General features: G+C 71.3%; 19 protein-coding genes. 6 read left to right on the forward strand and 13 right to left on the reverse strand.

The window, feature by feature from the left end; translation table 11 throughout:
- Positions 1-503 precede the first annotated feature (503 nt).
- Both ACZ4Z1_RS12630 and ACZ4Z1_RS12635 read left to right on the forward strand, forming a co-directional pair.
- Positions 504-1,979 carry an NAD(P)/FAD-dependent oxidoreductase gene (locus ACZ4Z1_RS12630; RefSeq protein ID WP_468486558.1) on the forward strand — a complete coding sequence of 492 codons (1,476 nt, stop codon included), beginning with the start codon at positions 504-506 and terminating at the stop codon, positions 1,977-1,979.
- 133 nt (positions 1,980-2,112) lie between these two features.
- Entirely contained in the window at positions 2,113-2,925 is an 813-nt protein-coding gene (locus ACZ4Z1_RS12635) for an alpha/beta fold hydrolase (protein WP_468486559.1), read from the forward strand.
- A gap of 55 nt (positions 2,926-2,980) precedes the next feature.
- Here the strand turns inward: ACZ4Z1_RS12635 and ACZ4Z1_RS12640 are convergent, their stop codons facing one another.
- The gene (locus ACZ4Z1_RS12640; protein WP_468486560.1) at positions 2,981-4,807 is read right to left on the reverse strand and encodes an ABC transporter ATP-binding protein; all 1,827 of its coding nucleotides are present in this window, start codon (positions 4,805-4,807) and stop codon (positions 2,981-2,983) included.
- Entirely contained in the window at positions 4,804-6,462 is a 1,659-nt protein-coding gene (locus ACZ4Z1_RS12645) for an ABC transporter ATP-binding protein (RefSeq protein WP_468486561.1), read from the reverse strand. Before ACZ4Z1_RS12645 ends, ACZ4Z1_RS12640 begins: the two co-directional genes overlap by 4 nt.
- Before the next feature lie 402 nt (positions 6,463-6,864).
- On the opposite strand from ACZ4Z1_RS12645, the gene ACZ4Z1_RS12650 reads away from it, so the two are divergent.
- Together ACZ4Z1_RS12650 and ACZ4Z1_RS12655 are read left to right on the forward strand one after the other, a co-directional pair.
- A complete protein-coding gene (locus ACZ4Z1_RS12650) occupies positions 6,865-8,559 on the forward strand; it encodes a CocE/NonD family hydrolase (RefSeq protein WP_468486562.1) in 1,695 nt (564 codons plus the stop codon).
- A 350-nt stretch (positions 8,560-8,909) separates the two neighbouring features.
- A complete protein-coding gene (locus ACZ4Z1_RS12655; protein ID WP_468486563.1) occupies positions 8,910-10,286 on the forward strand; it encodes a methyltransferase in 1,377 nt (458 codons plus the stop codon).
- A gap of 35 nt (positions 10,287-10,321) precedes the next feature.
- Here the strand turns inward: ACZ4Z1_RS12655 and ACZ4Z1_RS12660 are convergent, their stop codons facing one another.
- Both ACZ4Z1_RS12660 and ACZ4Z1_RS12665 read right to left on the reverse strand, forming a co-directional pair.
- Entirely contained in the window at positions 10,322-11,041 is a 720-nt protein-coding gene (locus ACZ4Z1_RS12660) for a nucleoside 2-deoxyribosyltransferase domain-containing protein (protein ID WP_468486564.1), read from the reverse strand.
- Positions 11,031-11,831 (reverse strand): helix-turn-helix domain-containing protein, encoded by an 801-nt coding sequence (locus ACZ4Z1_RS12665; RefSeq protein ID WP_468486565.1) that lies wholly within the window; start codon positions 11,829-11,831, stop codon positions 11,031-11,033. Before ACZ4Z1_RS12665 ends, ACZ4Z1_RS12660 begins: the two co-directional genes overlap by 11 nt.
- Positions 11,832-12,309: 478 nt before the next feature.
- Here ACZ4Z1_RS12665 and ACZ4Z1_RS12670 point away from each other — a divergent pair, with 478 nt between their 5' ends.
- A complete protein-coding gene (locus ACZ4Z1_RS12670; protein ID WP_468486566.1) occupies positions 12,310-12,987 on the forward strand; it encodes an MmyB family transcriptional regulator in 678 nt (225 codons plus the stop codon).
- A gap of 91 nt (positions 12,988-13,078) precedes the next feature.
- Here the strand turns inward: ACZ4Z1_RS12670 and ACZ4Z1_RS12675 are convergent, their stop codons facing one another.
- Positions 13,079-13,561, reverse strand: coding sequence for a helix-turn-helix domain-containing protein (locus tag ACZ4Z1_RS12675; RefSeq protein WP_468486679.1), 483 nt, complete (start codon positions 13,559-13,561; stop codon positions 13,079-13,081).
- 80 nt (positions 13,562-13,641) lie between these two features.
- Entirely contained in the window at positions 13,642-15,345 is a 1,704-nt protein-coding gene (locus tag ACZ4Z1_RS12680; protein WP_468486567.1) for a carbamoyltransferase family protein, read from the reverse strand.
- 217 nt (positions 15,346-15,562) lie between these two features.
- Between ACZ4Z1_RS12680 and ACZ4Z1_RS12685 the strand changes: the two genes are divergently transcribed.
- The gene (locus ACZ4Z1_RS12685; protein WP_468486568.1) at positions 15,563-16,486 is read left to right on the forward strand and encodes a GNAT family N-acetyltransferase; all 924 of its coding nucleotides are present in this window, start codon (positions 15,563-15,565) and stop codon (positions 16,484-16,486) included.
- Between the two features lie 14 nt (positions 16,487-16,500).
- Here ACZ4Z1_RS12685 and ACZ4Z1_RS12690 read toward each other — a convergent pair whose 3' ends face one another.
- From ACZ4Z1_RS12690 to ACZ4Z1_RS12720, 7 genes are all read right to left on the reverse strand, one after another.
- Positions 16,501-17,535 (reverse strand): glycosyltransferase family 2 protein, encoded by a 1,035-nt coding sequence (locus ACZ4Z1_RS12690; protein ID WP_468486569.1) that lies wholly within the window; start codon positions 17,533-17,535, stop codon positions 16,501-16,503.
- A 46-nt stretch (positions 17,536-17,581) separates the two neighbouring features.
- Positions 17,582-18,301 carry a class I SAM-dependent methyltransferase gene (locus ACZ4Z1_RS12695; protein ID WP_468486570.1) on the reverse strand — a complete coding sequence of 240 codons (720 nt, stop codon included), beginning with the start codon at positions 18,299-18,301 and terminating at the stop codon, positions 17,582-17,584.
- Between the two features lie 67 nt (positions 18,302-18,368).
- A complete protein-coding gene (locus tag ACZ4Z1_RS12700; RefSeq protein WP_468486571.1) occupies positions 18,369-19,610 on the reverse strand; it encodes an ATP-grasp domain-containing protein in 1,242 nt (413 codons plus the stop codon).
- Between the two features lie 19 nt (positions 19,611-19,629).
- The gene (locus tag ACZ4Z1_RS12705) at positions 19,630-20,301 is read right to left on the reverse strand and encodes a PIG-L deacetylase family protein (protein WP_468486572.1); all 672 of its coding nucleotides are present in this window, start codon (positions 20,299-20,301) and stop codon (positions 19,630-19,632) included.
- Complete coding sequence (locus ACZ4Z1_RS12710; protein WP_468486573.1) at positions 20,298-21,296, reverse strand: NAD-dependent epimerase/dehydratase family protein; 999 nt, start codon at positions 21,294-21,296, stop codon at positions 20,298-20,300. Before ACZ4Z1_RS12710 ends, ACZ4Z1_RS12705 begins: the two co-directional genes overlap by 4 nt.
- Before the next feature lie 5 nt (positions 21,297-21,301).
- The gene (locus ACZ4Z1_RS12715) at positions 21,302-22,354 is read right to left on the reverse strand and encodes a Gfo/Idh/MocA family protein (protein ID WP_468486574.1); all 1,053 of its coding nucleotides are present in this window, start codon (positions 22,352-22,354) and stop codon (positions 21,302-21,304) included.
- A gap of 69 nt (positions 22,355-22,423) precedes the next feature.
- Positions 22,424-23,143, reverse strand: coding sequence for a hypothetical protein (locus tag ACZ4Z1_RS12720; RefSeq protein ID WP_468486575.1), 720 nt, complete (start codon positions 23,141-23,143; stop codon positions 22,424-22,426).
- Positions 23,144-23,155: the final 12 nt, after the last annotated feature.

The raw sequence follows: 23,155 nt of genomic DNA on the forward strand, positions 1-23,155 counted from the left end.
GTGAGTTCGCTTTTCGGTGCAGAGCATCTTCGACACGGTGGGGTGACCGCAGCCTGTGCCCCTGACCGTCCGGCGCGGTATCGGCCGGCCCGAACGGTGGCGCAAGCCGTGCAAGGCGTCGAGCGGTTCACGCACCGGCCCTTCCGGCAGCTCCGGCTCGAGCGGCTGCTGCACCGGTGTCCCTCCCCTCGGCTTCCGCCCGCCCCTCGGTGATCGGGCTGATGGCTCTCGTCCGTGCTGGCGTGAGCGTGTACGTGCCCGGTTCCGGGCACCCAGGAGACCCGGCCGCTCACTCGGAACCGTACGGAATCCCACGCACCGACTCTGTGACGGAATTGGCCGCGCCGAAACGTAGGTGCTGCAACTTTCCGCGCGGCGAAATGTCAATGCACCTTCTTCCGGGCCTGCTTGCGGCCCTCCGACGGCGTGCGGTTCGCTTGCCGGCAGCGCAGAACCCCAGGAACACGGCACAGCCATTGACGGTAACAACAGGTGAGGTGAAGATGTCGAAGACGGCCGACGCGCCAGGTCAGACGGATGTCATCGTTGTAGGCAACGGTGTACTCGGGTTATCGGTCGGGGTGGAAATCGCCCGCACCCGTCCCGATGTGCGAGTGACTCTCCTGGGGAAGCCCGCGCGCCAGTACGGCGCGACGCCTGCCGCAGGTGCCATGCTCGGCGCGTTCGGCGAGGTCACCGCTCATGCGCTCGCCTCGGAGCACGGCCGGAAGAAGCATGCCCTGGCTGTACAGGCGCAGCGGCTGTGGCCGGAATGGATCGAAAGCCTGGAGGCCACCGGGGCAGCCGCCGACGGCCGGATCAAGACGGCGGACGACACGGTTGTCCTGCTGAACACCGTGGGCCATTCCGCCCTGGACGACGCGAATTTCGCCGCCGTGCTGACGGCTCTGAAGGAAGCGAACGCACCGCATGAGGAAATAGCTGTCGAATCCGTCGACTGGATCGACCCGGACCCGAATTCCCGGCCGCTGCGCGCCCTGCACATCGAAGGCGAGGGGGCGGTTGATTCCGGAATCCTGCTGGCGGCGCTGGAACGCTCCTTCCTCCAGGCGGGAGGGCGCCTCCACCCGGTGGACGCGGCGGAGATCCGGGCCGCGCACGGGCGCGTCGAGGGCGTGGTGACGGACGACGGGGACTTCTTGCCGGCGGGTCATGTGGTGGTGGCTGCCGGGGCCCGTAGCCAGAGCCTGGTGGCAGCGCTGCCAGGCCTGGCGCACCGCATCCCCCGGATCTACGACGGGGTGGGCGTCTCCGCGCTCGTCGACACCTGGGACGGCTCCGGTCCCGCCACGGTGCTGCGTACCTCCAACCGTGCCTTCGCCTGCGGACTGCACCTGGTGCCCCGCGCGGGCGGTTCGGTCTACATCGGCGCCACCAACGCGGTCTGCCTGGAACCACGCGGCGCGGCCAGCATCGAGGAGACGGTCTTCCTCTTCAACTGCGCTACGCACCAGCTGCACCGTGGACTCAACGGCTCCGAGCTGCGCAAGGTGCAGGTGGGCAGTCGCCCGGCCCCGATCGACGGCTTCCCGCTCATCGGCGGCACCTCGGTCGAGGGGCTGTGGATGCTGTCGGGCACCTACCGCGACGGGCTCCACATGTCCCCGCTGCTGGCCCGGCACGTCGTGTCCCTGATGGACGGTGGCACCGGGGTGGACGGTCTGTACGAGTTCCAGCCCGAACGCGACCTGATCTCCGCCTGGAGCCGGGAGGAGATCCTGCAGGACGTGGTCCGTCACACCATGGCGACGGGGTACGAGTTCCCCTGGCGGCTGCCGCTCGAATGGCCGCACATGATGGAGTCCTTCCTCCAGGGCCCGTTCGCAGAGCTCGCGGACCGGCTGAGCGACACCTACACCCCGCCCGCGGACCTCATGACCGCGATCATGTTCTCGGAGCGTGAGCAGCAGGACGAACTGGTCGCGTACTACGCGAACGTCTACCGGGAGTGGCACTGACCCCGGGACCCGCGCGCTGAGCCACGCGGGTCCCGGGCACTGTCTGCGATGCGGCAGCTACGTACGGGCGCGCCGTCCGTACGGAGGTGCCGCATTCGCATGTCCGGGAACCACCGAGACGAGGGAACAGACGATGCCGACGCTCCACGTGCACGGCCAGGAGTGGCACTACCAGCAGGAGGGCGTGGGCGAGCCGGTGCTGCTCCTCCCGGGCGCCGGCGAGGCCGGTCACGTCTGGCACCTGCACCAGGTACCTGCTCTCGTCGCGGCCGGGTACCAGGCCGTCACCATCGACCTGCCCGCCCCGCAGGGAGTGCAGGAGGGGAACCCGTTCACCGCACTCGCGGACGCCACGGCAGCGTTGACGGCGGCGCTGGGTCTGGCGCCCTGCCGTCTCATCGGCTTCTCCTTCGGTGCGCAACTCGCCCAGGAAATGCTGGTGCGCCGTCCCGAAGCGTTCAGCGGAGCGGTGCTGATGGCGACGCGGGGCCGGCCGGACCTGGCAGGCCAGGCCCTGCTCGCCGCGGAGCGCGCCTGCCGCGCAGAGGGAGTCCGGCTGCCGCCTCCGTATGCGGCGTTCGTGCAGGCGGCTCTCCAGCTGTCACCTGCCACCTGGCACGACGAGCACGCCCTGCGGGACTGGCTCGACGTCTTCGAGTTCACCGCGCGCTCCGACGCCGCGGGTCGGCAGCTCCCCCCAGCGGCGGTCTCCGTCGACCAACTCGACGCACTGCGAGGTGTGTCGGTGCCCGTGCTGGTGCTGGGCTTCGCCCATGACCTCATCGCCCGCCCGGCGCTCGGCCGCGAAGTGGCCGCGGCCTGCCCGCGCGGCCGATACGAGGAGATGGCGGACTGCGGGCACCACGGCCACCTGGAGCGGCCGGACGCGGTGAACGAGGCCCTCGTACGCTTCCTCGGTTCCCTGCAGGCGCCGCGCCGACCATGACGAACGGAAGCTCCTGGCCGCCTCGGCCAGGAGCTTCCGCGTTGCCGACGCGGTCTCAGCGGAGCACGGCCACCGACCAGGACGACCACAGCCGGGCATAGGCACCGTCCAGCCGCAGCAGTTCCGCGTGGCTGCCGATCTCGACGATCCGCCCGCCGTCCATCACCGCGATCCGGTCGGCGCCCTGCACGGAATCGAGCCGGTGGACGATCGAGATCACCGAGCGGCCCACCAGCAGCGCGGCCATGGAACGCTCCACCTGGCGGGAGGCAGAGGGATCCATGAGGGCGGTGGCCTCGTCGAGTACCAGCGTGTGAGGGTCCGCCAGGATGAGACGGGCCAGGGCGAGCTGCTGGGCGGCAGCGGCCGGAACATCGGTCCCGCCCGTCGCGATCGGGGTGTCCAGGCCTTCCGGCAGGGAGCGCACCCACTCCTCCAGGCCCACCGTCCGCAGGGCGGACCACAGGTCGGTGTCGCTCCACCCGGTGTCGTCGCCTGTCGTACGAGGCGCCCTCTCCGGCAGCGTCATATTGCTGCGCACGGTTCCGGCGAAGACGTGGTTCTCCTGCGTGACCAGGGCGACTTCGTGCCGCAGTGTGTCGACGGACATCCGCTCCACCGGTGCGCCGCCGATCTCCAGCACGCCCTCGGTGGGGTGGTGCACCCCGGCCAGCAGCTTGCCCAGTGTGGACTTGCCCGCACCGGAGGTACCGACGACGGCGATGCGCTCGCCGGGCGCGATGTCCAGGTCGATGCCGTGCAGCACCTCGCGGCCCGGCTCGTACCCGAAGCGCACCCCGCGCAGCCGGATTTCCCGGCCGTCCGGGATTGCTCCCTGGTCGGAGCGTTCCACGGGCAGGCGCTCAACGCCCAGGATGCGGCGCAACGCGGCGTTGCCGATCTGGAGTTCGTCCGTCCAGGAGAGCAGTTCCACCAGCGGCCCGTTGAGGCTCTGGACATACAGCACCATGGCCGTGATCTCGGCCAGGCCGACCAAGTCGGCGCGGTAGGCGGCGCCGCCGGCCAGCAGGGTGACCGCCAGGGGGAGCATGGTGGACAGGTCGAGGCCCGGGTACCAGATCGTCTGGAGCCAGGTGATGCGCTGCCGGTGCCGCACGATCTGCGCCACGGCCTCGCCGTGGTGGGCCAGCCGGCGCCGTCCCAGGCTCAGCGACTCGACCGTGGCGGCGCCGCGGACCGTCTCGTGCGTGCTGGCCAGCACCTCGGCCTCGTCGCGGAGCAGATGCTCGTAGCCCCGGTTGGCCCGCGGCCGGTACCAGCGGGTCGAGAACACCGCGAGAGGCAGGCCGATGAGCAGCGACAGAGAGAGCAGCGGTGAGGTCAGCAGCATCGCGGCGACGGTCAGCACGAGCGTGACGGCCGCCATCAGGATGCGGGGCAGCGCGAGTCGGATGCCGTCGTTGAGCCGGTCCACGTCGGACGTGGCGCGGCTGAGCAGATCGCCGGTGCCGACGGACTCGACGGTACCCAGCGGCAGGCGCGTCACGCGCCGGACGAAGCTCTCCCGGATCTCGGCGAGTACCTTCTCTCCGAGGAGGGTGGTCTGCACTTGCGCGAAGCGGGTGAGCACCGCTTGTGTGGCCAGCATGGCCACGAAGGCCAGCGCGATGATGTCGACGCGGAAGGCGCTGGTGCCCCGCTGGACGGACTCGACCAGGTGACCGAGGAGGCGGGGGCCGACGAGGCCCGCGATCAGTGCGAGGCAGAAGAGGGCCAGCATGGCCGTGATCCGGCCACGGTTGTGGCGGACGAAGGTCCAGAACCAGTGGGTGACGTCCGGTCGTTGGGCCAGTGGCAGCCGCACCTGTCCGGGTGCGTCGTCGGACGCCGCAACCGGGTTGTCCGTGGTCTGCGTCGTCATGATGCCGTCTGCTCCGCTTCGGGGGCTGTTCGCCGGTCGGTCTCGGGTGGAAGGCGAAGCACGGTGTCGGCCGTGTTCGTCCACAAGGGGCTGTCGGTGAGGACGAGCGTGGTCCGGCCCGCCCGGTATGCAGCCACTCGTCGGGCGATCAGGGCTTCGGTGGAGGCGTCCACCGCCGAGGTGGGGTCGTCGAGAACCAGCACGTCGGGGTCGGCGAGCAGGACACGGGCGAGGACCAGACGCTGGCGCTGTCCGCCTGACAGGGAGCGGCCGCCTTCGACGAGCACTCCGTCGAGACCGCCGGGCACGGCGTCCAGCACGTCAGTGGCGGCTGCGGCGCGCAGAGCACTCATCAGTTCGCCGTCGGTGCGCGTGGTCTCGCCGGACAGCTCGGCCCTCAGCGGTCCGCTGAACAGGATGTCGTCGTGTCCCGAGTACACCACTCGGGCACGCAGGCCAGGCAGGTCGGCGTGCTCCAGGGGTACATCCCCCACGCGCGTGCCGGCTGCGGCTTCATCGGGCGGACCGTAGCGGGTGATTCGGGCGGCCACCGCGGAAGCGCGTGCGCCGGAGCAGGTGATGGCCGTCAGTTGTCCTGCAGGCGCATGGATCCCGGTGGTGTCGTCGGTGAGTGACAGCGGGCCTGCCGGCAGTGGCTGCGGGTCGGCCGGGGGCCGGGGGTGCGCAGTGATGCTCAGGAACCGGCAGACGCGCCCGGCTGCCACTCGCGCCAGGCTCATCGACTCCGCCGCCTCGGTGGCGGTGCTCACTGGGATGACCAGAAAGACCGATGCGCCGTAGAACGCCACGAGTTCACCGGGGGTGATGGCCCCGGACAGGGCGAGCCGGGCGCCGAGCCAGGCGACGAGGATGGTCACCAGGCCGGGCAGGAACACCCCGGCCGCGCCGATCCAGGCTTCCATACGGCCGGCCGCCTCGCCGGCGCGGCGCACCTCTTGGCTGATGTCCACGAATCGCGCGGTGAACGTGCGCTCGCCGCCGATGCCGCGCAGTACGCGCAGCCCCGAGCAGATGTCGCCGGCCTGGGCCGTCGCGGTGCCGAGGCGGTCTCGCTGCTCTTCATTGCGGCGCTGCAGCGGACGCAGCAGCGGGCCGATGCCCAGCAGTGCCGCGGGCACACCGATCAGTACGACGATGCCCAGTACGGGGGAGGTGACGGTCAGGGCGACGGCGATGACCAGGAAGGACACGACGGCGCCGGAGGACCGGCCGACGACCTCGAAGGCGCTGCCGATGCTGGGCACGTCCCCCGCGGCGATGGCCACCACGTCGCCGGACGCGGTGCGGTGCCGCAGTGAGCCGCCGAGCCGGACGGCATGGCGGGTCAGCACACGGTGCGTGGTGGACACCGCGTGCATCTGGCCGCCGACGGCGGTCTGGATCAGACCGGCTCCCGCACCGGCTTGGACCACGGCCAGCACCAGGACGACGGCCACCCAGCCGAGGAGCGACTCGGAGGCGCCGGCCTGGATGCCGTCGTCAATGGCGTAGCCGACGACCAGCGGCAGAAGGGCGAGCGGGAGCATCCACAGCGCCCCCAGGAGAGCGCTCAGCACCAGCGGCCACGGTCGGATGCGGATCAGCCACCACAGATAGTGCCAAGCGCTGTGGTGGTCGGCTTCGGGAACGGTCACCGGGGACTCCGCGGGCCGGAATATACCGATGAGCAAGAGGGATTCTCCAAGAGTGTGCGTGGGCCCGGACGCACCGAGGACCTAGGTGCTCGGGCTGTGACGGCCGAAGAAGCGCGGGGAACCGAAGGCGATCATTCAGGCCGGTCGAATCGGGTGTCAAGAAAGATTCCCCCAGACGGAAAGCTTGCGGCCACGGCGTGCACAAGTCCTCCTTCAGCAGGGAACGTCTCGTACTCCGGGCCGGCCGGAGGCGCCGTTGACTCACCCGAAAATCCGGGCGAAAGCTGCCCGCTGAGCCGGTCACCACCTGGTTTCTCCGTTCCTGAGCAGGGTGGCCCTCATGGCCCCCGACGTAAGGACCTGGTTGTGCGCATCGTCGTGGAACAAGATGTCGACGTTCCCATGAGAGACGGCACCGTATTACGGGCCGACGTCTATCGGCCGTATTCACCTGGCCGGTTTCCCCTGCTCGTCCGGCGCACTCCTTACGGTCGCGGCGGCCCGCCCGCGGGGGCCTCGCTGGACGCGCTGCGGATGGTGAACGCCGGGTACGTCCTGCTGGTTCAGGACGTCCGGGGGCGGGGTGGGTCGCAGGGCGGCTTCGAGCCCTTCCGGTACGAGGGGCAGGACGGTGCCGACACCGTGGCGTGGGCGGCGGCGCAGCCGTACTGCGACGGCGCGGTGGGCATACTGGGCCGCTCCTACGAGGGGACCGCCGCGCTGCTGGCCGCGGCCGAGGCGCCCGACGCGCTGGGCGCGGTCACCCCGCACATGGCCGGATCTGATCTCCACGAGGGCTGGTGCTACCAGGGGGGCGCATTCCAACTGGGGTTCTGTCTGCACTGGACTCTGATCGACCTGATCCTGCCTCAGCTGCCGCAACCGGGCGCGGACGGGGCGCATCCCGACACCGCCCGGGTGGTCGCGGCGCTCGACGGCATTGAGGAGCTGTACCGGACACCCTGGCGCGCGCCCGCGCTGCTGGACCGGCTGGCCCCCTACTACCGGCAGTGGCTGGAACACCCGGCCCCGGGAGAGTACTGGCAACGGGCCGCGCCCAACCATGGATACGAAGCCATGCGGGCGCCCGGGCTGCACATCGGCGGCTGGTACGACATCTTCCTCGGCGGAACGCTGGAGAACTTCACGGGGATGCGGACACGGGCCGGCTCGCCGGCGGCCCGCGAGCTGTCCACGCTGGTGGTGGGGCCGTGGTCGCACCGCGTCGCCGGGGGGATCTTCCCGCAACGACGGTACGGGACACGGGCGGATGAGCAGATCCTGGACGTCACCGGGCTGCATCTCGCCCACTTCGACCGCGCCCTCAAAGGCACCGCGAGCGGCGCGCACGAGCGCGTGCGGCTCTTCCTCACGGGAGCCGACCGCTGGGTGGCGTACGACGACTGGCCGGTGCCCGGCACCCATACCGTGGCCCTCCACCTGACCAGCGGCGCACGGCACGCCAACACCGCGTCCGGGGACGGGCGGCTGCTCGCCGCGCCGCCCTTGGACGCCGCCTCCGACCGGTTCCGGCACGACCCCGCCGACCCGGTGCCCACCACCGGCGGGCCGACGCTGATGACGGGCCTGTTCGTCGGCTCCGACTGCGGGCCGCAGGACCAGCGCGCGGTCGAGGCTCGGCCGGATGTGCTCTGCTACACGGGCGAAGTACTGACAGCGCCGCTGACGGTGGTCGGCGAGGTGGTCCTGGTCGCCTACGCCTCCGCCTCCGGCCACGACACCGACCTGACGGCCAAGTTGGTGGACGTGGCCCCTGACGGCCGCGCCGAGAACCTGTGTGACGGCATCGTCCGGGCCCGTTACCACGCCGCGCCGGACGGTCCCCGTTCGCTGACGCCGGGCCGGACCGTCGAGCTGACCGTGCGGCTGGGCGCGGTGGGACATGTGTTCCGCACCGGGCACCGGATCCGGCTGGAGGTGGCCGGCAGCAATTTCCCGCGCTTCGACGTCAACCCCGGCACCGGCGGCTGCTCGACGGCGCTGCAGGAGCAGCCGTACGAGCCGCAGGTGGTGTCGGTGCACCACGGGGGAGCCTGTCCGTCCCGGCTGCTCCTGCCGGTCCTCACGGACAGCTGAGGTGGCCCGGGCGACCGTGGCCGGAACGTGCTGTCCGCAGGCGTTCGCCCAGGCCGGGCCGACGACCGGCGGCAGGAAGGATTTCCGGCCGAACGGCCAGGCCGTTCTTTTCAGCGGGCGACAGGAACCAGGGTTTCCGCCGGCTGACGCGCCGTCGGCAACCACGCGGCGCGCCTTCCGCCGCCCTTTGCGAGATTCCTCTGCGCGCGCCCCTCCCCGACCGTCCTGGACGACGAGCGGAGTCCGCCGGCCGGCTCGGCGCCCCGGGAGCGGCACGCCCCGAAGCGAGCAGCTCAAGACTCCCCCTTCGACTGCCCTGCCCGTACCTTCCCGATCCCCGAGGAGTCATCATGACCGTGCAACACGACCAGAACACGGCCGGGGGCGAAGCCCGGACCCCTGCTCCCGCAGTTTCCCCGCACCCCCGCGGCACCGGGACCTCCGCCCACTGGACCCGGCTCGGGCAGGTGATGCGCGACCTCGACTGGGCGTTGCGCACGGAGTCCTACCGGCACGCCGCGGGCGCCGCGCACCAGCCGTGGCTGCCCGCCGACGCCGCTGACGACCCGCTGTACCACCTGCTGCACCTGGGCGAGAGCCAGGCCGCCCCACCCCCTGAACTGGCGACGGCGCTGGCGGAGCTCGGCCTGTACGACGGTTCGGACGGCGGGCAGCGGACTGCGGGCCACTACTTCACGGCGTTCCGCGGCATGCTCACGGTGGCCGACCACCACGGCCGCCCCGCGCGCAGCGGCGTCTACCTGGGGGAAGACGGGCTGGCGTTCACCGACCGCCTGCTGAGCGTGCACGCGCACGGCACGGCCCTGGACATCGGCTCCGGCTCCGGGCTGACCACCAGCGCCCTGGCCGCACGCGGGCTGCACACCACCGCCCTGGACATCAGTGGGGACTGTGTGGCCGCGACCGCGGCGACCGCCGCGCTGAACGGGCTCGCGCAGCGCGTCGAGGCGGCTCAGGCCGACGCCACCAAGACGCTGGGGGGCGGCGAGCGCTACGACTTCATCGCGTCCAACCCGCCCGGCGTCGTGGTGCCGGAGACACTGGACTACGGCCCGGGTGGGAACGGCGGCCCGGACGGGCTCGCAGTGGTGCGCGCGGTCACCGGTGGCGCGCCGCGCATGCTGCGCGACGGAGGCACGCTGCTGATGCGCTTCGAGTCCCCGGGTGATGCGCAGGGTCCCCGAATCCTCGAGGAGGTCTTCGAACAGGCCGGTGGCAGCTCGGTGTTCGTCACCGTGCAGTCCCGGCTTCCGATGCGCACCCGCAGCGGGCTCACCGCGCTGCGCGCCGCCGCGCACAACCCCGAACTCTCCCCGGCCGAGCTGCTACGCCGCCTCGACGCACACACCGACGCACTGGGCGCCGGGTCCTTCTACACGTCCTTCATGCTGCTCCGCAAGGACGGGCGCGCCCGGCGTGAGGTGCACGACCTGACCGGGCGGCGGGGGGCCGCGGGCCCCGCGTCCGCCCGCCCGGAGCCGCCGGACGGCGACGTCTCGCGACTGCCGCCGGGGGTCACCGGGCTGGACTGGCAGCCGCATCTGCGGCTGGTGCGCGAGCGCTGGGACGACGCGGCAGCGGCCGCGCGCCGTCACGGGGAACTGGACGCAGTGGTGGCCGAGGTGTTCGGCGACGCGGTCGAGCGGGACCCCGTGCACAGCCGTAGCCTGCACGCCCTGCTGAGCGGGCTGCCGGGGATGGCGTAGTGACTCCACGGTCCACCCGGCCGGCGGCAGGTGTGTCAGCTGTGGTGGTCGCAGCGCTCCCCGCGCACGACGAGCGTGGTGGCCGCCTCGCCGGGAGCGGCGGGGGCGGCCAGGTGGGCCCGGATCGCCCAGCGGTGTGCCGGGTGGCCCTCGGCCCAGAGCACTGCCGCGGACCGCAGCTCCCGTCCGGCGGCGCGCTGCTCGGCGTACCACTGCCGGAACGCGGGGGCGGTCCACAGCTGGAGCGGGATCCAGCGGGCGCCGCCGGTGCGCTCGGCACCCGCCGCCAGCCTGTGCAGGGCCGCGCGCACCGTTGCGTCCAGCGACTCGCTCACTGGTACCCCGAGAGCGTGGGCGAAGTGCAGCAGGTATTCGTTGCGCTCGGCACCGGCGGGCGAGCCCAGCACCACCCGGCCGGAGCGGTGCCAGGCGCCCCACTTGACGTTGGTCACCAGCCCGGGCAGGGAGGGCATGGTGCGTGGGACGTAGAAGAGGATGACGTCGCTCATGGCCATCGCCTCCTCCTCCCAGGCGATCTGGTCGGCGTAGGAGAGCGGCTCGCCCTCCTCGGGTTCGGGCAGGAAGACCGCCAGAGTGCCGTCGCCGTCCCACTGCTGTGTGATCCACCGCACCGCCTCGTCGCGCCACGACGGCACGTCGGGGTTCAGAGAGGTGGGTCCGCACAGGTAGAGGGAGGCGGACCAGGTGCCGGGGAAGGAACGCCCGGCGCGGACGACAGCGATCTCAGCGGGCATGGCGGGCTCCCATGGTGTTCAGGACGTCGCCGGGCGGGGTGGTCCCGCCCGGTCCGGGGGTGCGGGAGGTGCGGCCCAGTCGGGCGGCCGTCTCCATGACGACGGCGGCTTCGAGCTTGTGGGACTGCCTCATCTCCGAGCGCCGGGTCAGCAGGCTGACCGAGGCCACGGTGGCCGCACCGCGCCGTACGGGGGCGGAGACCAGGTCCCAGCCGGGGAGGGCTGACGGGGTGCGGGCGTGCCCGAGGGCGCGTATGCGCTCCAGCCCGGCCTGCTCGGGTGCTGCCCCGGGCAGGTTCGCGAGCAGCACGAGCCCTGCCGCGTCGGCGTGCAGGGGTGCGCGGAAAAGCAGGCCGGCACGGTCTCCTCCGTCCGACGTCGGCACGGGCTCCGTGCCGGGGGCATGGCTGCACCACAGGCTGACCCGCAACGGCGGCCGGAGCATGACGGGCACGTGCAGGAAGGCCGCCCGGCCCGCCCGGCGGCACAGCGCGGCGAGTTCCGCTCCGACGATCTCCAGCGATACGGGCAGGTGGGGCAGTTGGCCGGATGGCGGGGCGGCATGCCGGGCGAGCCGGTAACGGCCGTAGCCGGACTGCAGCACCGCGCCTTCCCGTACGGCTGACTGGAGGATGCGATGGGTGGTGGAGCGCGCCAGGCCGGTGAGCCGGGTCAGCGTGTCGAGGGCATGGGCGCCGGGGCCGAGTTCATGGAGTGCCCTGAGTAATCGAAACGCCCGGTCGGCGGCAGTCTGAGGAGATTCGTCCGGAGACGGTTGTGCAATGTTCAACTCTTCCCCCGGTGGCCTCGTGATCAGCAGGAGGTGAATACGCGTCAAGGTCATTTTCCGTACTCGCATGCGAGTACCGCAACGAATGCCAATTTCCAGAACATTCACTTCCAGAAGGGGTAGTTCCGGTTCAAACCACTAGGGCCTGGCGCCCCGTCAGGGGGAATCAGGACGCTCATGTCCGGCCTCTGACGGGTTCGCATCCTTGACACGGTTCTTTCCCTGCCAAGATCCTTTTGTACCGGGACATTCTCATCCACCGCGGTCACATGGGGGAACCTTGGCATCGGAAGGCTCGCGCACGCAGGAAGTGAAGAGACATCTGCGGGACTTATTGCGGGAATGTCGTGCACGGGTCGGCGCGGAGGAAATAGTGCCCCACAGTCGCGACCGTCGCCGTCCGGGTATTTCTCAGGAGAACACCGCGGCCCTGCTGGGCTGTTCGACGCGGTGGTACGCGACGCTGGAGTCGGGCCGCATGGAGAATGCCACCGGGGAATTTCTGGACAGCGTGGCATACGTGCTGCGGATGACCGACCAGGAGCGCCAGGCGCTCTTCCTGTACGCATCAGGACGGCTGCCGCCGGACCTCAAGGAGCCGCCCTCCATGCCCCCGCACCCGGGCTGGGACTCCTTCGTGCAGCAGCAGGCCCAGCCCGCGTGCATCTACACCCGCTCCTGGGACCTGGTGGTAGCCAACACGGAGTACCTGGACCTGCTGTACCGCAGCGTGCAGGGCGGTGTGGCCGGGCTCGCCGACCGCAACATCCTGCGCTTCGTGCTGCTGGACCCGACGAACCGCTCCGGCGCCCTCGCCGACTGGCAGGACAGCTGGGCCCTGCCCATGCTCGGCGAGTTGCGTGCCGCGCTCGCCGCCACGCCCGACGACCGGGAACTCACGGCGCTGCTGCACAGCGTGCTCGTCGATCCGGTGGTCAGGGAGCTGTGGGACCGTAGCTCCATCCCGCCGCGCATACACCCGGACGGGGTCACTCAGGCGGTCCGGCACCCCCGGCGCGGCCACGTCGAGTTCACCGTCCTCGCGGCGAACCCGATGCAGGCCAGGGACCTGCGCTTCGTCACTCTGACGATCGTTGGGGCCGGCCCGGTGTGCCAGGCCCCGGGCACGCGTGCCGGTCTGGGGTGTTCGATTTAGTCGGTGAGCCAGGACCGGATGTCGCCTCCGAGGGCCTGGACGGAGGGCAGCGACTTCTTGATGTCGGGTGTCCTGCGGGTCGCGTAGTGGTTCAGGATCGGAGGAAATTCGCAGACCGGCCGGGACTTCCTGCCCAGCTTGGCGGGGAACTTCTCGGACTCCGCTGCCCGGTGGCGCCGGTGGAGCGAGCCGACGGCCTTGCCGGAGGCGATCTCCAGGGCGACGAGAAGGGTCGTCGTGCCGGCCCGGACGTAGTCGTGACGACGTCACGGGCCTTGTCGGCGGACGGCGGATCGGCGATCTTCCAAAGACCACCGGGACGCGGGTCGTCGCACAGGCCGTCCCGTCCTCGCTCGATGAAGCGGCGCCGCCAGGTGCGGACCGTGTCCGGAGCGACCCGCGGCCGGCGGGACACCTCCATGATCGAGTGGCCTTCGGCGCACTCCGGCACGATCCGCGACCACTGGGCCAGAACCCGAGAGCCCGAGAACCTGTGTCTGTACCCCGCCTGTGCCCGGGCGTCCGGAACGCACGCTCGCCGCACGGTGCGGCGACGAACCCAGCCCTCCAGCATCGCCCGCTGGGCATCGGTGACCGGCAACGGCGCAATCTCCGGACCCGGACGACGCGTACCCGCCTCAGGTCACCGGCCGCTCAGCGGTGGATGAGGAAGGGCCCCAGCGCCAGGGCATCGAGTGGCGACCTGGCGAAGGTGGCCAGCGCATCTCGCGGTGAGCACACCACCGGCTCGGCATTGCCGTTGAAGGAGGTGTTCAGCAGGACGGCGCTGCCCGTGCGTGTCTCCACCTCTCCCAGCAGCCGGTGGTACAGAGGGCTGACATCGGCCGATACGGTCTGCGGACGAGTGGTGCCGTCCACATGGGTGGCCGCGGCCAGCCGTGCACGGCTGCGCTCGGGGACCGGCACCGTCACGATCATGTAGGGCAACCTCGTGTGCAGGTCCAGCAGTTCGGCGGCGGCTTCCTCCTGCAGGCTCGGCGCGAACGGCCGCCATGCCTCGCGGTCCTTGATGGTCAGGTTGATCCGGTTCTGCTGCTCGGCCGGGGACGGAGCCGCCAGGATGCTGCGCTGGCCGAGAGCGCGGGGACCGCCCTCGCTGCGCCCCTGGTGCCAGCCCACGATCTCCCCCCGGGCCAGCAGCCGCGCCGTCTCGGCGGCGATGTCGTCGGGCTCGGTGTAGCGCGTACCGGTGGCGGTCAGGACGTGCCGGATCGCGTCCGGCCCCCACTGCGGGCCCCAGGCGACGGTGCCCGTCATCGGGCTGATCCGCTCTCCCGCCTGCGCGGCCACCCACCCGGCGGCCCCCAGGCTCACCCCCTGGTCACCGGCGAGCGGCTGCACGAACAGCTCCTCGACCTGGGGCAGCCGCATCAGCTTGCCGTTCAGGGTGGCGTTGAACCCCACCCCGCCGGCCACCAACAGCGTCGACTCACCGGTGTCGCGCAGCAGTCCGCGCACCATGGCCAGCACGCTGTGTTCCAGTGCGGCCTGCGCGGTGGCCGCCAGGTCCCGGTACTCGAAGGGGTCCCGGGCGGTACGGCGGGTGTAGCGGCCGAGTGCCGGGTCCCAGCCACGCGTGACCGCGTTGGGCGGCACGCCGAGGGTCTTCTCCAGCCGGTCCAGCCACAGCCGGATGGTGTCGTCCTCCTCGTCGGTGCGCCCGCGCGAGAGCAGGTCCTCGGGCACGGCGTCCACGCGGTATCCGTCCCCCTCGACGAGCAGCGCGCCACCGAACGTGGTGTCGCCCACCGTGCCGTACGGCGCCAGGCCCATGAGCTTGCCCGCGGCGTCGGCACCCAAGCCGGCATACGCGCACACCGCCGCGTAGAAATAGCCCAGCGACCAGCCGGGCGACACCGTCCGCAGCACCTTGAGGTCGCCGCCGCTGCCCACCGCCAGGGTGGCGCTCTCGGTCTCACCCTGTCCGTCGAGGATCAGCACCGCGCCACTGTCGTGGCCCGAGAAGTAGTAGGCACTCGCGGCGTGCGCCGTGTGGTGCTCGACGAACAGCAGCCGGGGGTCCTTGCCGCGCGGGAACAAGCTGCGCGGGAGCAGGAAGTCCAGCGCCTCCGCGTCGGAGGGAAACCACTCCAGGCCGCGCTGGGCGAGCAGCGCGGGCATCTCCCAGCCGTGCGCCACGATGTCGATGTCCTCGATGCCCAGCCCCGCCTCGGCCAGGCAGTAGGAGACGGCGTGGTGGGGCGCCTGGCCGTACGCGTGCTTGTCGCGGGTGAACCGTTCTTCCTCCGCGAAGGCCACGACCTCGCCGTCGACCAGCAGGCACGCCGACGCGTCGTGACTCGCCCCGGGCCAGCCATTCACACCGAGAATGCGCATGTATTTCCCCTCCAAATAGTGTCCGTGGACACAGCCATTGACAGTCGCTAACCCTGGAGCTCACACTTGGGAAAGCGCCTCCCCTGCGGAATATCATTCTGCGGAGGACTTTGTCTTGATTCCCTTCGGGGGATTTGATTAATCACTCTGGGGCGAGCCCTGGCTTCCTGTCAAGAGAAGCTTCTGCAGCTCGCCCGGATTTCCGTGTGGACCTTGCATGACATTCCATGTCGATATCGACGACCGGGAGGTTTCCCGAATGTTGCACGTACGCATGGGCCTGGAAGGGGCCGAAATCCGCGCCATGGGTGAAGAGTCGGATGCGGCCGAGGATTTCCATCAGACCCGGGAGAGGCTGTCTTTCCTCCAGCGGCAGGGGGGTGCCGTGCAGTTCCCCGAGGTGTGGGACGAGGCCCGGCCGCGCGCCGCGATGCTGCTGGAGGAGAGCGACGGCGCGTGGTTCATGTGGAAGGGGCCGACCGGGTCGCCCGATCCCGAGGTGTTGCGCCGGCTGCTTGCGCACTGTGCCGGGTTGCCGCAGGTCACGCTGATACTGCGTCCTGAATGGGAGCTGCCCGGCGTCCTGGCCGCCGCCGGGTTCCGCCCGTCCGGGACCTTCCGTACGCTGCTGGTCGATGCGGCCGGGAACGACGAGGAAGTCCTCGGCAGGATGCGCGCCAGCACCAGGAGTCGGGTACGGCGGGCCCTGCGATTCGGGTTCACCTTCGCCGACGACCCCGGGCTGCTGCCTCGTTTCCACCCCTTCTACGCCGATGCGATGCGCCACGCGGATTCCCCCGATTTTGCCTCGGAGGCGTACCTGCGGGAGCTGCTGGAACTCCCGCGGGTACACCTCTTCGGAGCCGTGCACGGAACGGATATGGCCGCCGGTTCGGTATGCCTGGTGAACGGCGACTCGGTCGAGGCGCGCTATGTCGCCACCAACCCCGAATACCGGACGCAGGCGGCATTGAATTTCGTGCACTTCCAGACCATGAAATGGGCGGACGCGCAGGGGTTGCGTTATTTGGATCTCAGCGGCATCGACGGGGATGAGACAAGCGAGAAGACGCGGTTGATAAATCGCTTCAAACTCGGTTTCGGGGGCACGGTGTTCAGTTATCCGGTCTACTGCCGCTGAAGGAGTGCGGAGGACTACGGCAGGCCGGGCGGTGCGGGGGTGCGGAAGACCGACAGGTCCTCGACCGGCACGATCTTCCGCCCCCGCTTGCGATGCGCCCGGCGCAGCCGTTCGCGCTGCGCCGGGGTGAGCTTGGGACAGTGTTCCGGCACGGCCCGCAGCATGCGGGTGCGCCCCGCGTGCGCGGGCAGGCGGTCGCGCACCTTGAACGGGTCGCGCAGCAGGTGGTAGACGGTTCCGGTGTGGTAGGTGGCCTGCATCAGCGCATAGAAGGCCGCCGCGAGGAGGCCCTTGTCCCGGGCACAGCCGGCCAGCGTCCGCGCCGAGTCGTACAGCCGCCACAGCACGGGTATCGCGGGCGTGGTGAAGACGCCGAGCTGCTGGCCGATGGCCTCGCCGATGCCGTAGCGCCAGTAGCTGCGCAGGTTCTGGAAGCCGTGTTGGGCTCCGTGGTGGATCATTGCGTCGGGCAGGTGCACGACAGGGATCTCGGCGAGCTGGAGCCGGAAGTCGAACTCCCGGTCCTCGCACCAGTGGACGAGCGGGTCGTAGTGGTAGCCGCCGATGTGGTCGGCGACCCGGCGGTCGTAGATGAGCGGCGGGGAGAGGGCGCTGATGTAGTCGCCCTCGTCGAACTCCCGCACCCGTGCGGTGAGTCGGCTCAGCACGCCGTCCGACTCCCCGTACACGACCTGGCCCTTGACCACGGGGTGGTCCAGCACGGCCTTGACCATCATGCGCACGACGCCGGGGGCGAACGTGCAGTCGGAATCCATGTAGAGCAGGTACTCTCCGCTCGCCGCCTTGGCACCGGCGTTGTAGGCCGCCCCGAGGTTGCCCGCATCGGGGATCTCGGTGACCACCAACGGCCGAGGGTGCTCGGCGATGATGCGGCGGATCTCGTCGGAGGCGCCGTTGAGCGCCAGGACGATCTCCACGTCCTCGTCGACGGACGCGATGCAGTCGACGATGCGCACGTCGTCCTTGAGCGCGATGACGATACTGGTCCGCGCGAGACCGGCCGCAAGCGCCGCCTCGGTGTCGTTCATTTCTCCCTCTCTTCCCGCTCGGCCACCTGGCCTGGCCTGTTTCCGGTCAGTCCTTGCGCAGGACGTAGACGTGCGTGGTGTGAGCCGGGGAGTAGGCGTCACCGTCGATATTGCGTACCGAGACGGTCCGCAGCCCGTGGCCGCGTGCGGTCTCCTCCAGGGTGAACGGGTCCATCACGTACTGGAGGTGCGTCTCGTGCCACAGCGTCTCGGCACCCCGGCGCAGGGTCAGGACCGTGCGGCTCCGGTCGAAGGCCGACTCCCAGTGGTGCCTGCGGTGCAGCGTGTGGCCGTCCTTCTCGTTCTCGTACTCCAGCGCTCCCCAGTCGGACTTCAGGACCCTGCGCGACGAGTAGTCGAACACCATGTGACCGCCGGGCCGCAGGGCGTCGGCCGCGCAGGACAGGCAGCTCGCCAGGTCGGACGGCGGCAGGTAGTTCAGCGCGTCGAAGCCGGAGACGACGAAGTCGTAGCCCTCCCCCGCGCGGAAGCCGGCCATGTCGGCGACGACCTGGCGGTCCTTGGGCACCTTGCCCCAATCGAGCATCTCCGCGGACCGGTCCAGCGATGTCACGTCGAGCTGGGGCAGCAGCTCGCCCAGGACGCGGGCGCCGACGCCGGTGCCCGCACCGAGGTCCAGCACCCGGGCCGGCCCCTCCGCGAGTTTCGCCAGCTCGGCAGCGATACCCAGCCGCCAGGTCTCGCGTGCGGTCTCGCCTTCGAACAGCTCATAGGTGCCGGCCCATTGGGCATACGCGATCGGCATACGGATTCCTCCAGGTGTGAGCAGGTGTACGGAGCCGGACTGCGAGGCAGGCGCAGCGGCACAAGGGTCAGCGGGGCACGGCGGCGCGGTGGCACAGCTCCAGCGGGAGCCGTGCCAGGGCCTCGCCGGCCACGGCCTCGGCCGCCGCGACATCGGGCCCGGTGGCGATCACCCCGGCCAGCGGCTCGGTGCCGCCGCTGTACCGGGGCAGCCGCAGGCCCGGCCGCAGCTCCATGCCCCAGAACAGGTCGTAGACCTCCGGCGGCCGGGGCACCGCGTCGAGGTCCCCGGCCCGGACGACGGTGCCCCCGTCGGCGGGCAGATACCTCTGCACCACGGCCCTCCGGGCTCGGGGCACCAGGTCCCCGGGCACGACGGGCCTGCCCAGGGCCAGCCGCACGGCGTTGGGCAGCGGGTCGACGCCGGTGCCCAGCGGCATCACCTCAGTGGCGATCCGGGCGCCGGTCAGCCGACAGGTGATCTCCAGCAGGAAGACCCTGCCGTCAGGGGTACGCAGCACATCGGTGTTGACCACGGCGTCGTGCAGGCCGAGCGCGCGGGCGCCCGCCCGGACCACGGCCACCACGTCCCCGGCCGCCCGGTCGTCCAGTGCGGTCGGCATGGTGTCACCGCCCTCGAAGAAGTACGGGGCGAACTCCTCCTTGCGCCCGTACTCGCGGTCGGCGAACCCGGTGACGTGGAAGGTGCCGTCGACCACGAGCCCGGCGACGGTGTGCTCGGTGCCCGCCAGGAACTCCTCCACGACGACCCGGCCCGAGGCGCTGAGCCGGAGCGCCTCGCGGATCCGGTCCGGCGCGGTGTCCGGTGCGTCGAGCTTGGCGACCCCGGCGGAGCCGGACAGATCGCGCGGCTTGACGACCGCGGGCAGTTCGATCCGTGCCAGGGCCGCCAGTGCACCCTGAAGATCGTCCGCGGCCTGGTGACGCGGCACGCACAGGCCCGCGCGCTCAAGTACGGCGAGCCGCCGGTCCTTGAGCGTGCAGTCCAGCGCGACCTGTTCGTCGACGCCCGGGCAGCCGAACCGGCGGGCCAGCCGCGCGACCACCGGAGGGTTGTCGTAGCCGAGCGACAGGACTCCGTGCACGTCCCGCAGCCCGGCCTCGGCGACGGCGCGCTCCACCGCGGGGGAGTGGCCGGGGTCGGCCACCAGCAACCGGTCGGCGGAGCGGCGTACGCGTGCGGTGGGACGGTCGGTGAGCACCACCAGGTCGAGACCCATGTCCTTGAGCGCCGCCAGCGACCTGTCCATGCCGGAGCCGATACCGCACACCAGCAGTCTCTCGGTCATGGTCCTCCTCCAGTGCAGATCACGGCGCCGGCGGTACGGCGCCCAGGCTGAGCACCTCGAACACCTCGGCGTGATCAGTGCCCGTGGCGACCGCGCCCCGGTAGCGCGCCAGGGCGCGGACCGCTTCGTCCCAGGCGGCGTGCCGGAGCTGGGAGGCGTAGGCGCGCATGGCCTCGACCTTGCGGTCGACGAATCCGGTGACGTCCTCGGCGTACTGGTACTCAGGCAGGGGAGCCCACACCTCGTAGCCGAGCACCAGCCGGGGCGCGGGGGCGGGCTCTCCGGTCTCGCCGAAGAAGGCGGACGTCGCCATCCACACGGATTCCATGGCCAGTTGGTGCACCATGCGGTGCTCGACGTCGCCGTCGTGACGGTGCGGTACGTAGACGAGGTCGGGCCGGGTCTCGCGGATGAGCCGGACCAGGTCCAGGTGCACCCTGCGGGTGAGCTGGAAGTCCCGCGACGGCTCGTCGAGCACGACGCACCGGTGCACGCCCAGCGCGGCGTTGGCCTTGCGCGTCTCGTCGGCGAAGTCCGCATCGGTGCGTTCGGTGTCGTACAGGCTGCGCTCGCGGCCGATGACGACGGCGACCGTCACCTCGGCACCCTCGCTGGCGTGCTTGGCCATCGAGGCACCGCAGCCGATGACGTCGTCGTCGGGATGGGGGGCGACGACCAGGACGTTGGTCACAAGGCGGCCCCGGCGTCCGGCACGGGAGACGCCGCGCCCAGCCCGAACCAGTGCGCCCACGAGGCGACCAGGACCATGCCCTCGTCGAGCGTGGTGGCACAGGGCACGCCCAGCTGCCGGGCCGCCCGGTCGGAGGCGACGCGTGCGGTGGCACGGTACAGCTCCGCCTCCCAGTCCGGAACGTCCGCCGCGGCCGCGTCGTACGATCCGGGTGTGAGCCCCCGGATCGTACGGAAATGGTCGAAGAACCGGCCCCAGGTGGTGGTCTCGTCGGCCGCCAGCAGGAACCGGCCGCCCGCCACACCGGGTCGTGCGCAGGCTCGGAGCACAGCGTCCGCCACATCGTCCACGTACACGGCGTTGCACACGCCGCCGTCGGCACCGCTGGGCAGCACGGCGTAGTCGGCGGCCGGGCGGCGCAGCTGGGCGCCGGTCCACTGGTCGCCCCAGGGGCCGTAGACGACGCCGGGCTGCAGGACGACGACCTCCAGGTCCGGGCCGTTCGCCCGCAGGGCCAGTTCCTCGGCGGCGAGCTTCTGCTGCTCGTACTCGTGGTCGGCCGGGTCAGCGGGCCGGTTGGGGGCCTGTTCGTCGAAGGGGCCTTCGGCGGAGGCGTACACGTCGACGGTGCTGAGGTGCACCACGCGGCGCACTCCGGCGGCGCGGGCGGCGGCGAGGAGGTTCGCCGTGCCGTCGACCGTGGCCGCCCACCGCTCCGTCACGTCGCCGCCGCTGCCGAACGCGCAGTGCACGACCACGTCACAGCCCTCCAGCGCCTGGCGGAGCGCGTCGGAGTCGGCCAGGTCGGCGGTGCGGAAGTCCAACCGGTCCTGGGGCAGCGTGGACAGCCGCGCTGCCCGGCCGAAGCCGCGGACCACGGCCCGCGCCTCGGCCCCGGTGCTCAGGACGAGCCGCTCGACGACGCGCCCGCCTATGAATCCGCTCGCGCCGGTGACGGCGACGCGGGTTCCGGTCAGCTCCTCGGTATCGATCATGTCGCTCAGGCTCCGCTCGTCGTGCGGTGGGTGGTCCAGGGCTGCGGCATGGCACGACGCGCCGGGCCGTGGTAGCAAGCGTCGATCAGGTCGACCACTCGCTTGCCGTCCTCGGCGGGTGAGTAGGGCGCCATTCCGGGTGTCCGGCTGGCCGCCGCGAAGTTGGCGAGCTGCTCCACGAACAGGGCCTCCCACTCGTTCTGGGCCGGGGCGACCGCATCGACGTCGCCGCGGTGCAGCTCCTCCCCGGCATGGGTGGTCAGGGTGCACTCGCCCGCCGGGAAGTCGGTGCCGATGCTCACCTCGGCCTCACTGCCGGTGATGACGCAGGCAGTGCCGAGCGGGCGCAGTCGGCTGAGTTCGACGATCACATCGACGGTGCCGAACCGCAGCCAAGTGCGGCTCTCGCTCTCCACACCGCCCAGCGAGTCGTCCTGGTGGTCCAGCAGCGTCATGTCGTCGCCCAGCCACGAGAAGAGCGTGTCGAAGACATGCGAGCCGGTGTCGGTGAGCACCCCGCCATGGGCGAGCCGCCGGTCGAACATCGACCACGTGACCGGCTCCCAGCTGTAGGGGTGGCCCTCGGTCCAGCGCACGCGCCGGACGGTGCCCAGCGCTCCGCTGCGGATCAGCCGGCGCACCCAGGCGTACGCGGGGAACAGCCGCCGGGGGTGTGCCATGGCGAGCAGGGAGTCCGGGTGGTCGGCGGCCGTCTTGAGGAGGCGTTCGGCATCGGCGGGGGTGGTCGTCATGGGCTTTTCCAGGAGGACGTGCTTGCCGTCCTCCAGGAGGTCGGCGGTCAGCCGGGCGTGCGCGGTGTGGGGCACGGCGACGACAGCGGCGTCGAACAAGCCGCGCGCCTCCTGCCAGGTGGTGGCCAGATGCGGGGATTCCGCTCCGCCGTGTTCCCGGTACACCGTCAGCGCGTCCTCGGCGTGGCCGAGGTCGGGGTCCACCAGTGCGGTGAGCCGGGCCCCGGGTACGTGCGGCAGAGCGGGCAGGTGGCAGGCCCGCGCCGCCGCGCCGCAGCCGATCACGGCCAGGCGCAGTGAAGTCATCAGCACTCCGTTCGAGGTTCGGAAAGTGGAGGAGGAGAGGGACGGGAAAGGGGGTTCGCCGCCCGGGGTTCACGTCCGGTGGACGACCCACACGTTGGGTTCGACGTACGTGGCCGTGCCGTCCGCGTCGGCGCGCACCGGGGTCAGGGCACCGGGAACGACGTACGGGCCGGGTCCCGGCATGGGAAAGCCGAGCACCTGTTCCCAGCGCCGGATGGGCTGGCGCACCGTCAAAGACTGTTCGGCAATGGCCAGGTGCTCGGCTCCGAGGCGCAGATGGGTGCGCAGCCAGGGGTCGAAGGGCGCACCGTCGGGGGTGCGCCAGCGGGCGTACTCGGCCATCGGGACGAGCGGGTAGCGTGCCTTGTCCGTGGGCCGCACGGGGATGATGACGCCACGCCAGCCCGCGTCGGCCGCGGCCCGCCGCGCCCGGCCGAGCAGCAGCCGGGGCAGCCCCGCGCCGCGCTGCTCGCGGGCCACGGACACGGAGAGCAGGCACAGTGCGGTGGGCCGTGCGGCGAGGTCGTCGTCGACGGCCCGCACCAGGACGTCGTCGGAGCCGCCGGGCAGGTCCGCCACGGTGCCGTCCCAGCGCACCGGCAGGCCGTTCGCCGCCGCGACGAGCTTGCCGTCGGCGTCGGTGACGCACAGCTGGTGCGCCGCGAACTGCTCGTACAGGTGGTGCCAGCGCCAGTTCCCGGGCGACTCCCACGCCATGAACGGCGGCATGTTCTCGGCGACCAACCGGTCGACCGCGTCACGGAGCCCGGGCCTTTCGGAGAGCGGCACAACGGTCGGCTC

This window comes from Streptomyces sp. NPDC030165, from assembly GCF_055573595.1.

What these genes read in the sequence shown, in the direction of transcription:
- ACZ4Z1_RS12635 (WP_468486559.1), top strand. Translation starts at nt 2,113, where the DNA reads ATGCCGACGCTCCACGTGCACGGCCAGGAGTGGCACTACCAGCAGGAG.
- ACZ4Z1_RS12695 (WP_468486570.1), bottom strand. Translation starts at nt 18,301, where the DNA reads ATGCCGATCGCGTATGCCCAATGGGCCGGCACCTATGAGCTGTTCGAA.
- ACZ4Z1_RS12700 (WP_468486571.1), bottom strand. Translation starts at nt 19,610, where the DNA reads ATGACCGAGAGACTGCTGGTGTGCGGTATCGGCTCCGGCATGGACAGG.
- ACZ4Z1_RS12675 (WP_468486679.1), bottom strand. Translation starts at nt 13,561, where the DNA reads ATGCTGGAGGGCTGGGTTCGTCGCCGCACCGTGCGGCGAGCGTGCGTT.
- ACZ4Z1_RS12630 (WP_468486558.1), top strand. Translation starts at nt 504, where the DNA reads ATGTCGAAGACGGCCGACGCGCCAGGTCAGACGGATGTCATCGTTGTA.
- ACZ4Z1_RS12660 (WP_468486564.1), bottom strand. Translation starts at nt 11,041, where the DNA reads ATGCCCGCTGAGATCGCTGTCGTCCGCGCCGGGCGTTCCTTCCCCGGC.
- ACZ4Z1_RS12715 (WP_468486574.1), bottom strand. Translation starts at nt 22,354, where the DNA reads ATGACTTCACTGCGCCTGGCCGTGATCGGCTGCGGCGCGGCGGCGCGG.
- ACZ4Z1_RS12640 (WP_468486560.1), bottom strand. Translation starts at nt 4,807, where the DNA reads ATGACGACGCAGACCACGGACAACCCGGTTGCGGCGTCCGACGACGCA.
- ACZ4Z1_RS12690 (WP_468486569.1), bottom strand. Translation starts at nt 17,535, where the DNA reads ATGAACGACACCGAGGCGGCGCTTGCGGCCGGTCTCGCGCGGACCAGT.
- ACZ4Z1_RS12650 (WP_468486562.1), top strand. Translation starts at nt 6,865, where the DNA reads ATGAGAGACGGCACCGTATTACGGGCCGACGTCTATCGGCCGTATTCA.
- ACZ4Z1_RS12685 (WP_468486568.1), top strand. Translation starts at nt 15,563, where the DNA reads ATGACATTCCATGTCGATATCGACGACCGGGAGGTTTCCCGAATGTTG.
- ACZ4Z1_RS12680 (WP_468486567.1), bottom strand. Translation starts at nt 15,345, where the DNA reads ATGCGCATTCTCGGTGTGAATGGCTGGCCCGGGGCGAGTCACGACGCG.
- ACZ4Z1_RS12670 (WP_468486566.1), top strand. Translation starts at nt 12,310, where the DNA reads ATGGAGAATGCCACCGGGGAATTTCTGGACAGCGTGGCATACGTGCTG.
- ACZ4Z1_RS12710 (WP_468486573.1), bottom strand. Translation starts at nt 21,296, where the DNA reads ATGATCGATACCGAGGAGCTGACCGGAACCCGCGTCGCCGTCACCGGC.
- ACZ4Z1_RS12655 (WP_468486563.1), top strand. Translation starts at nt 8,910, where the DNA reads ATGACCGTGCAACACGACCAGAACACGGCCGGGGGCGAAGCCCGGACC.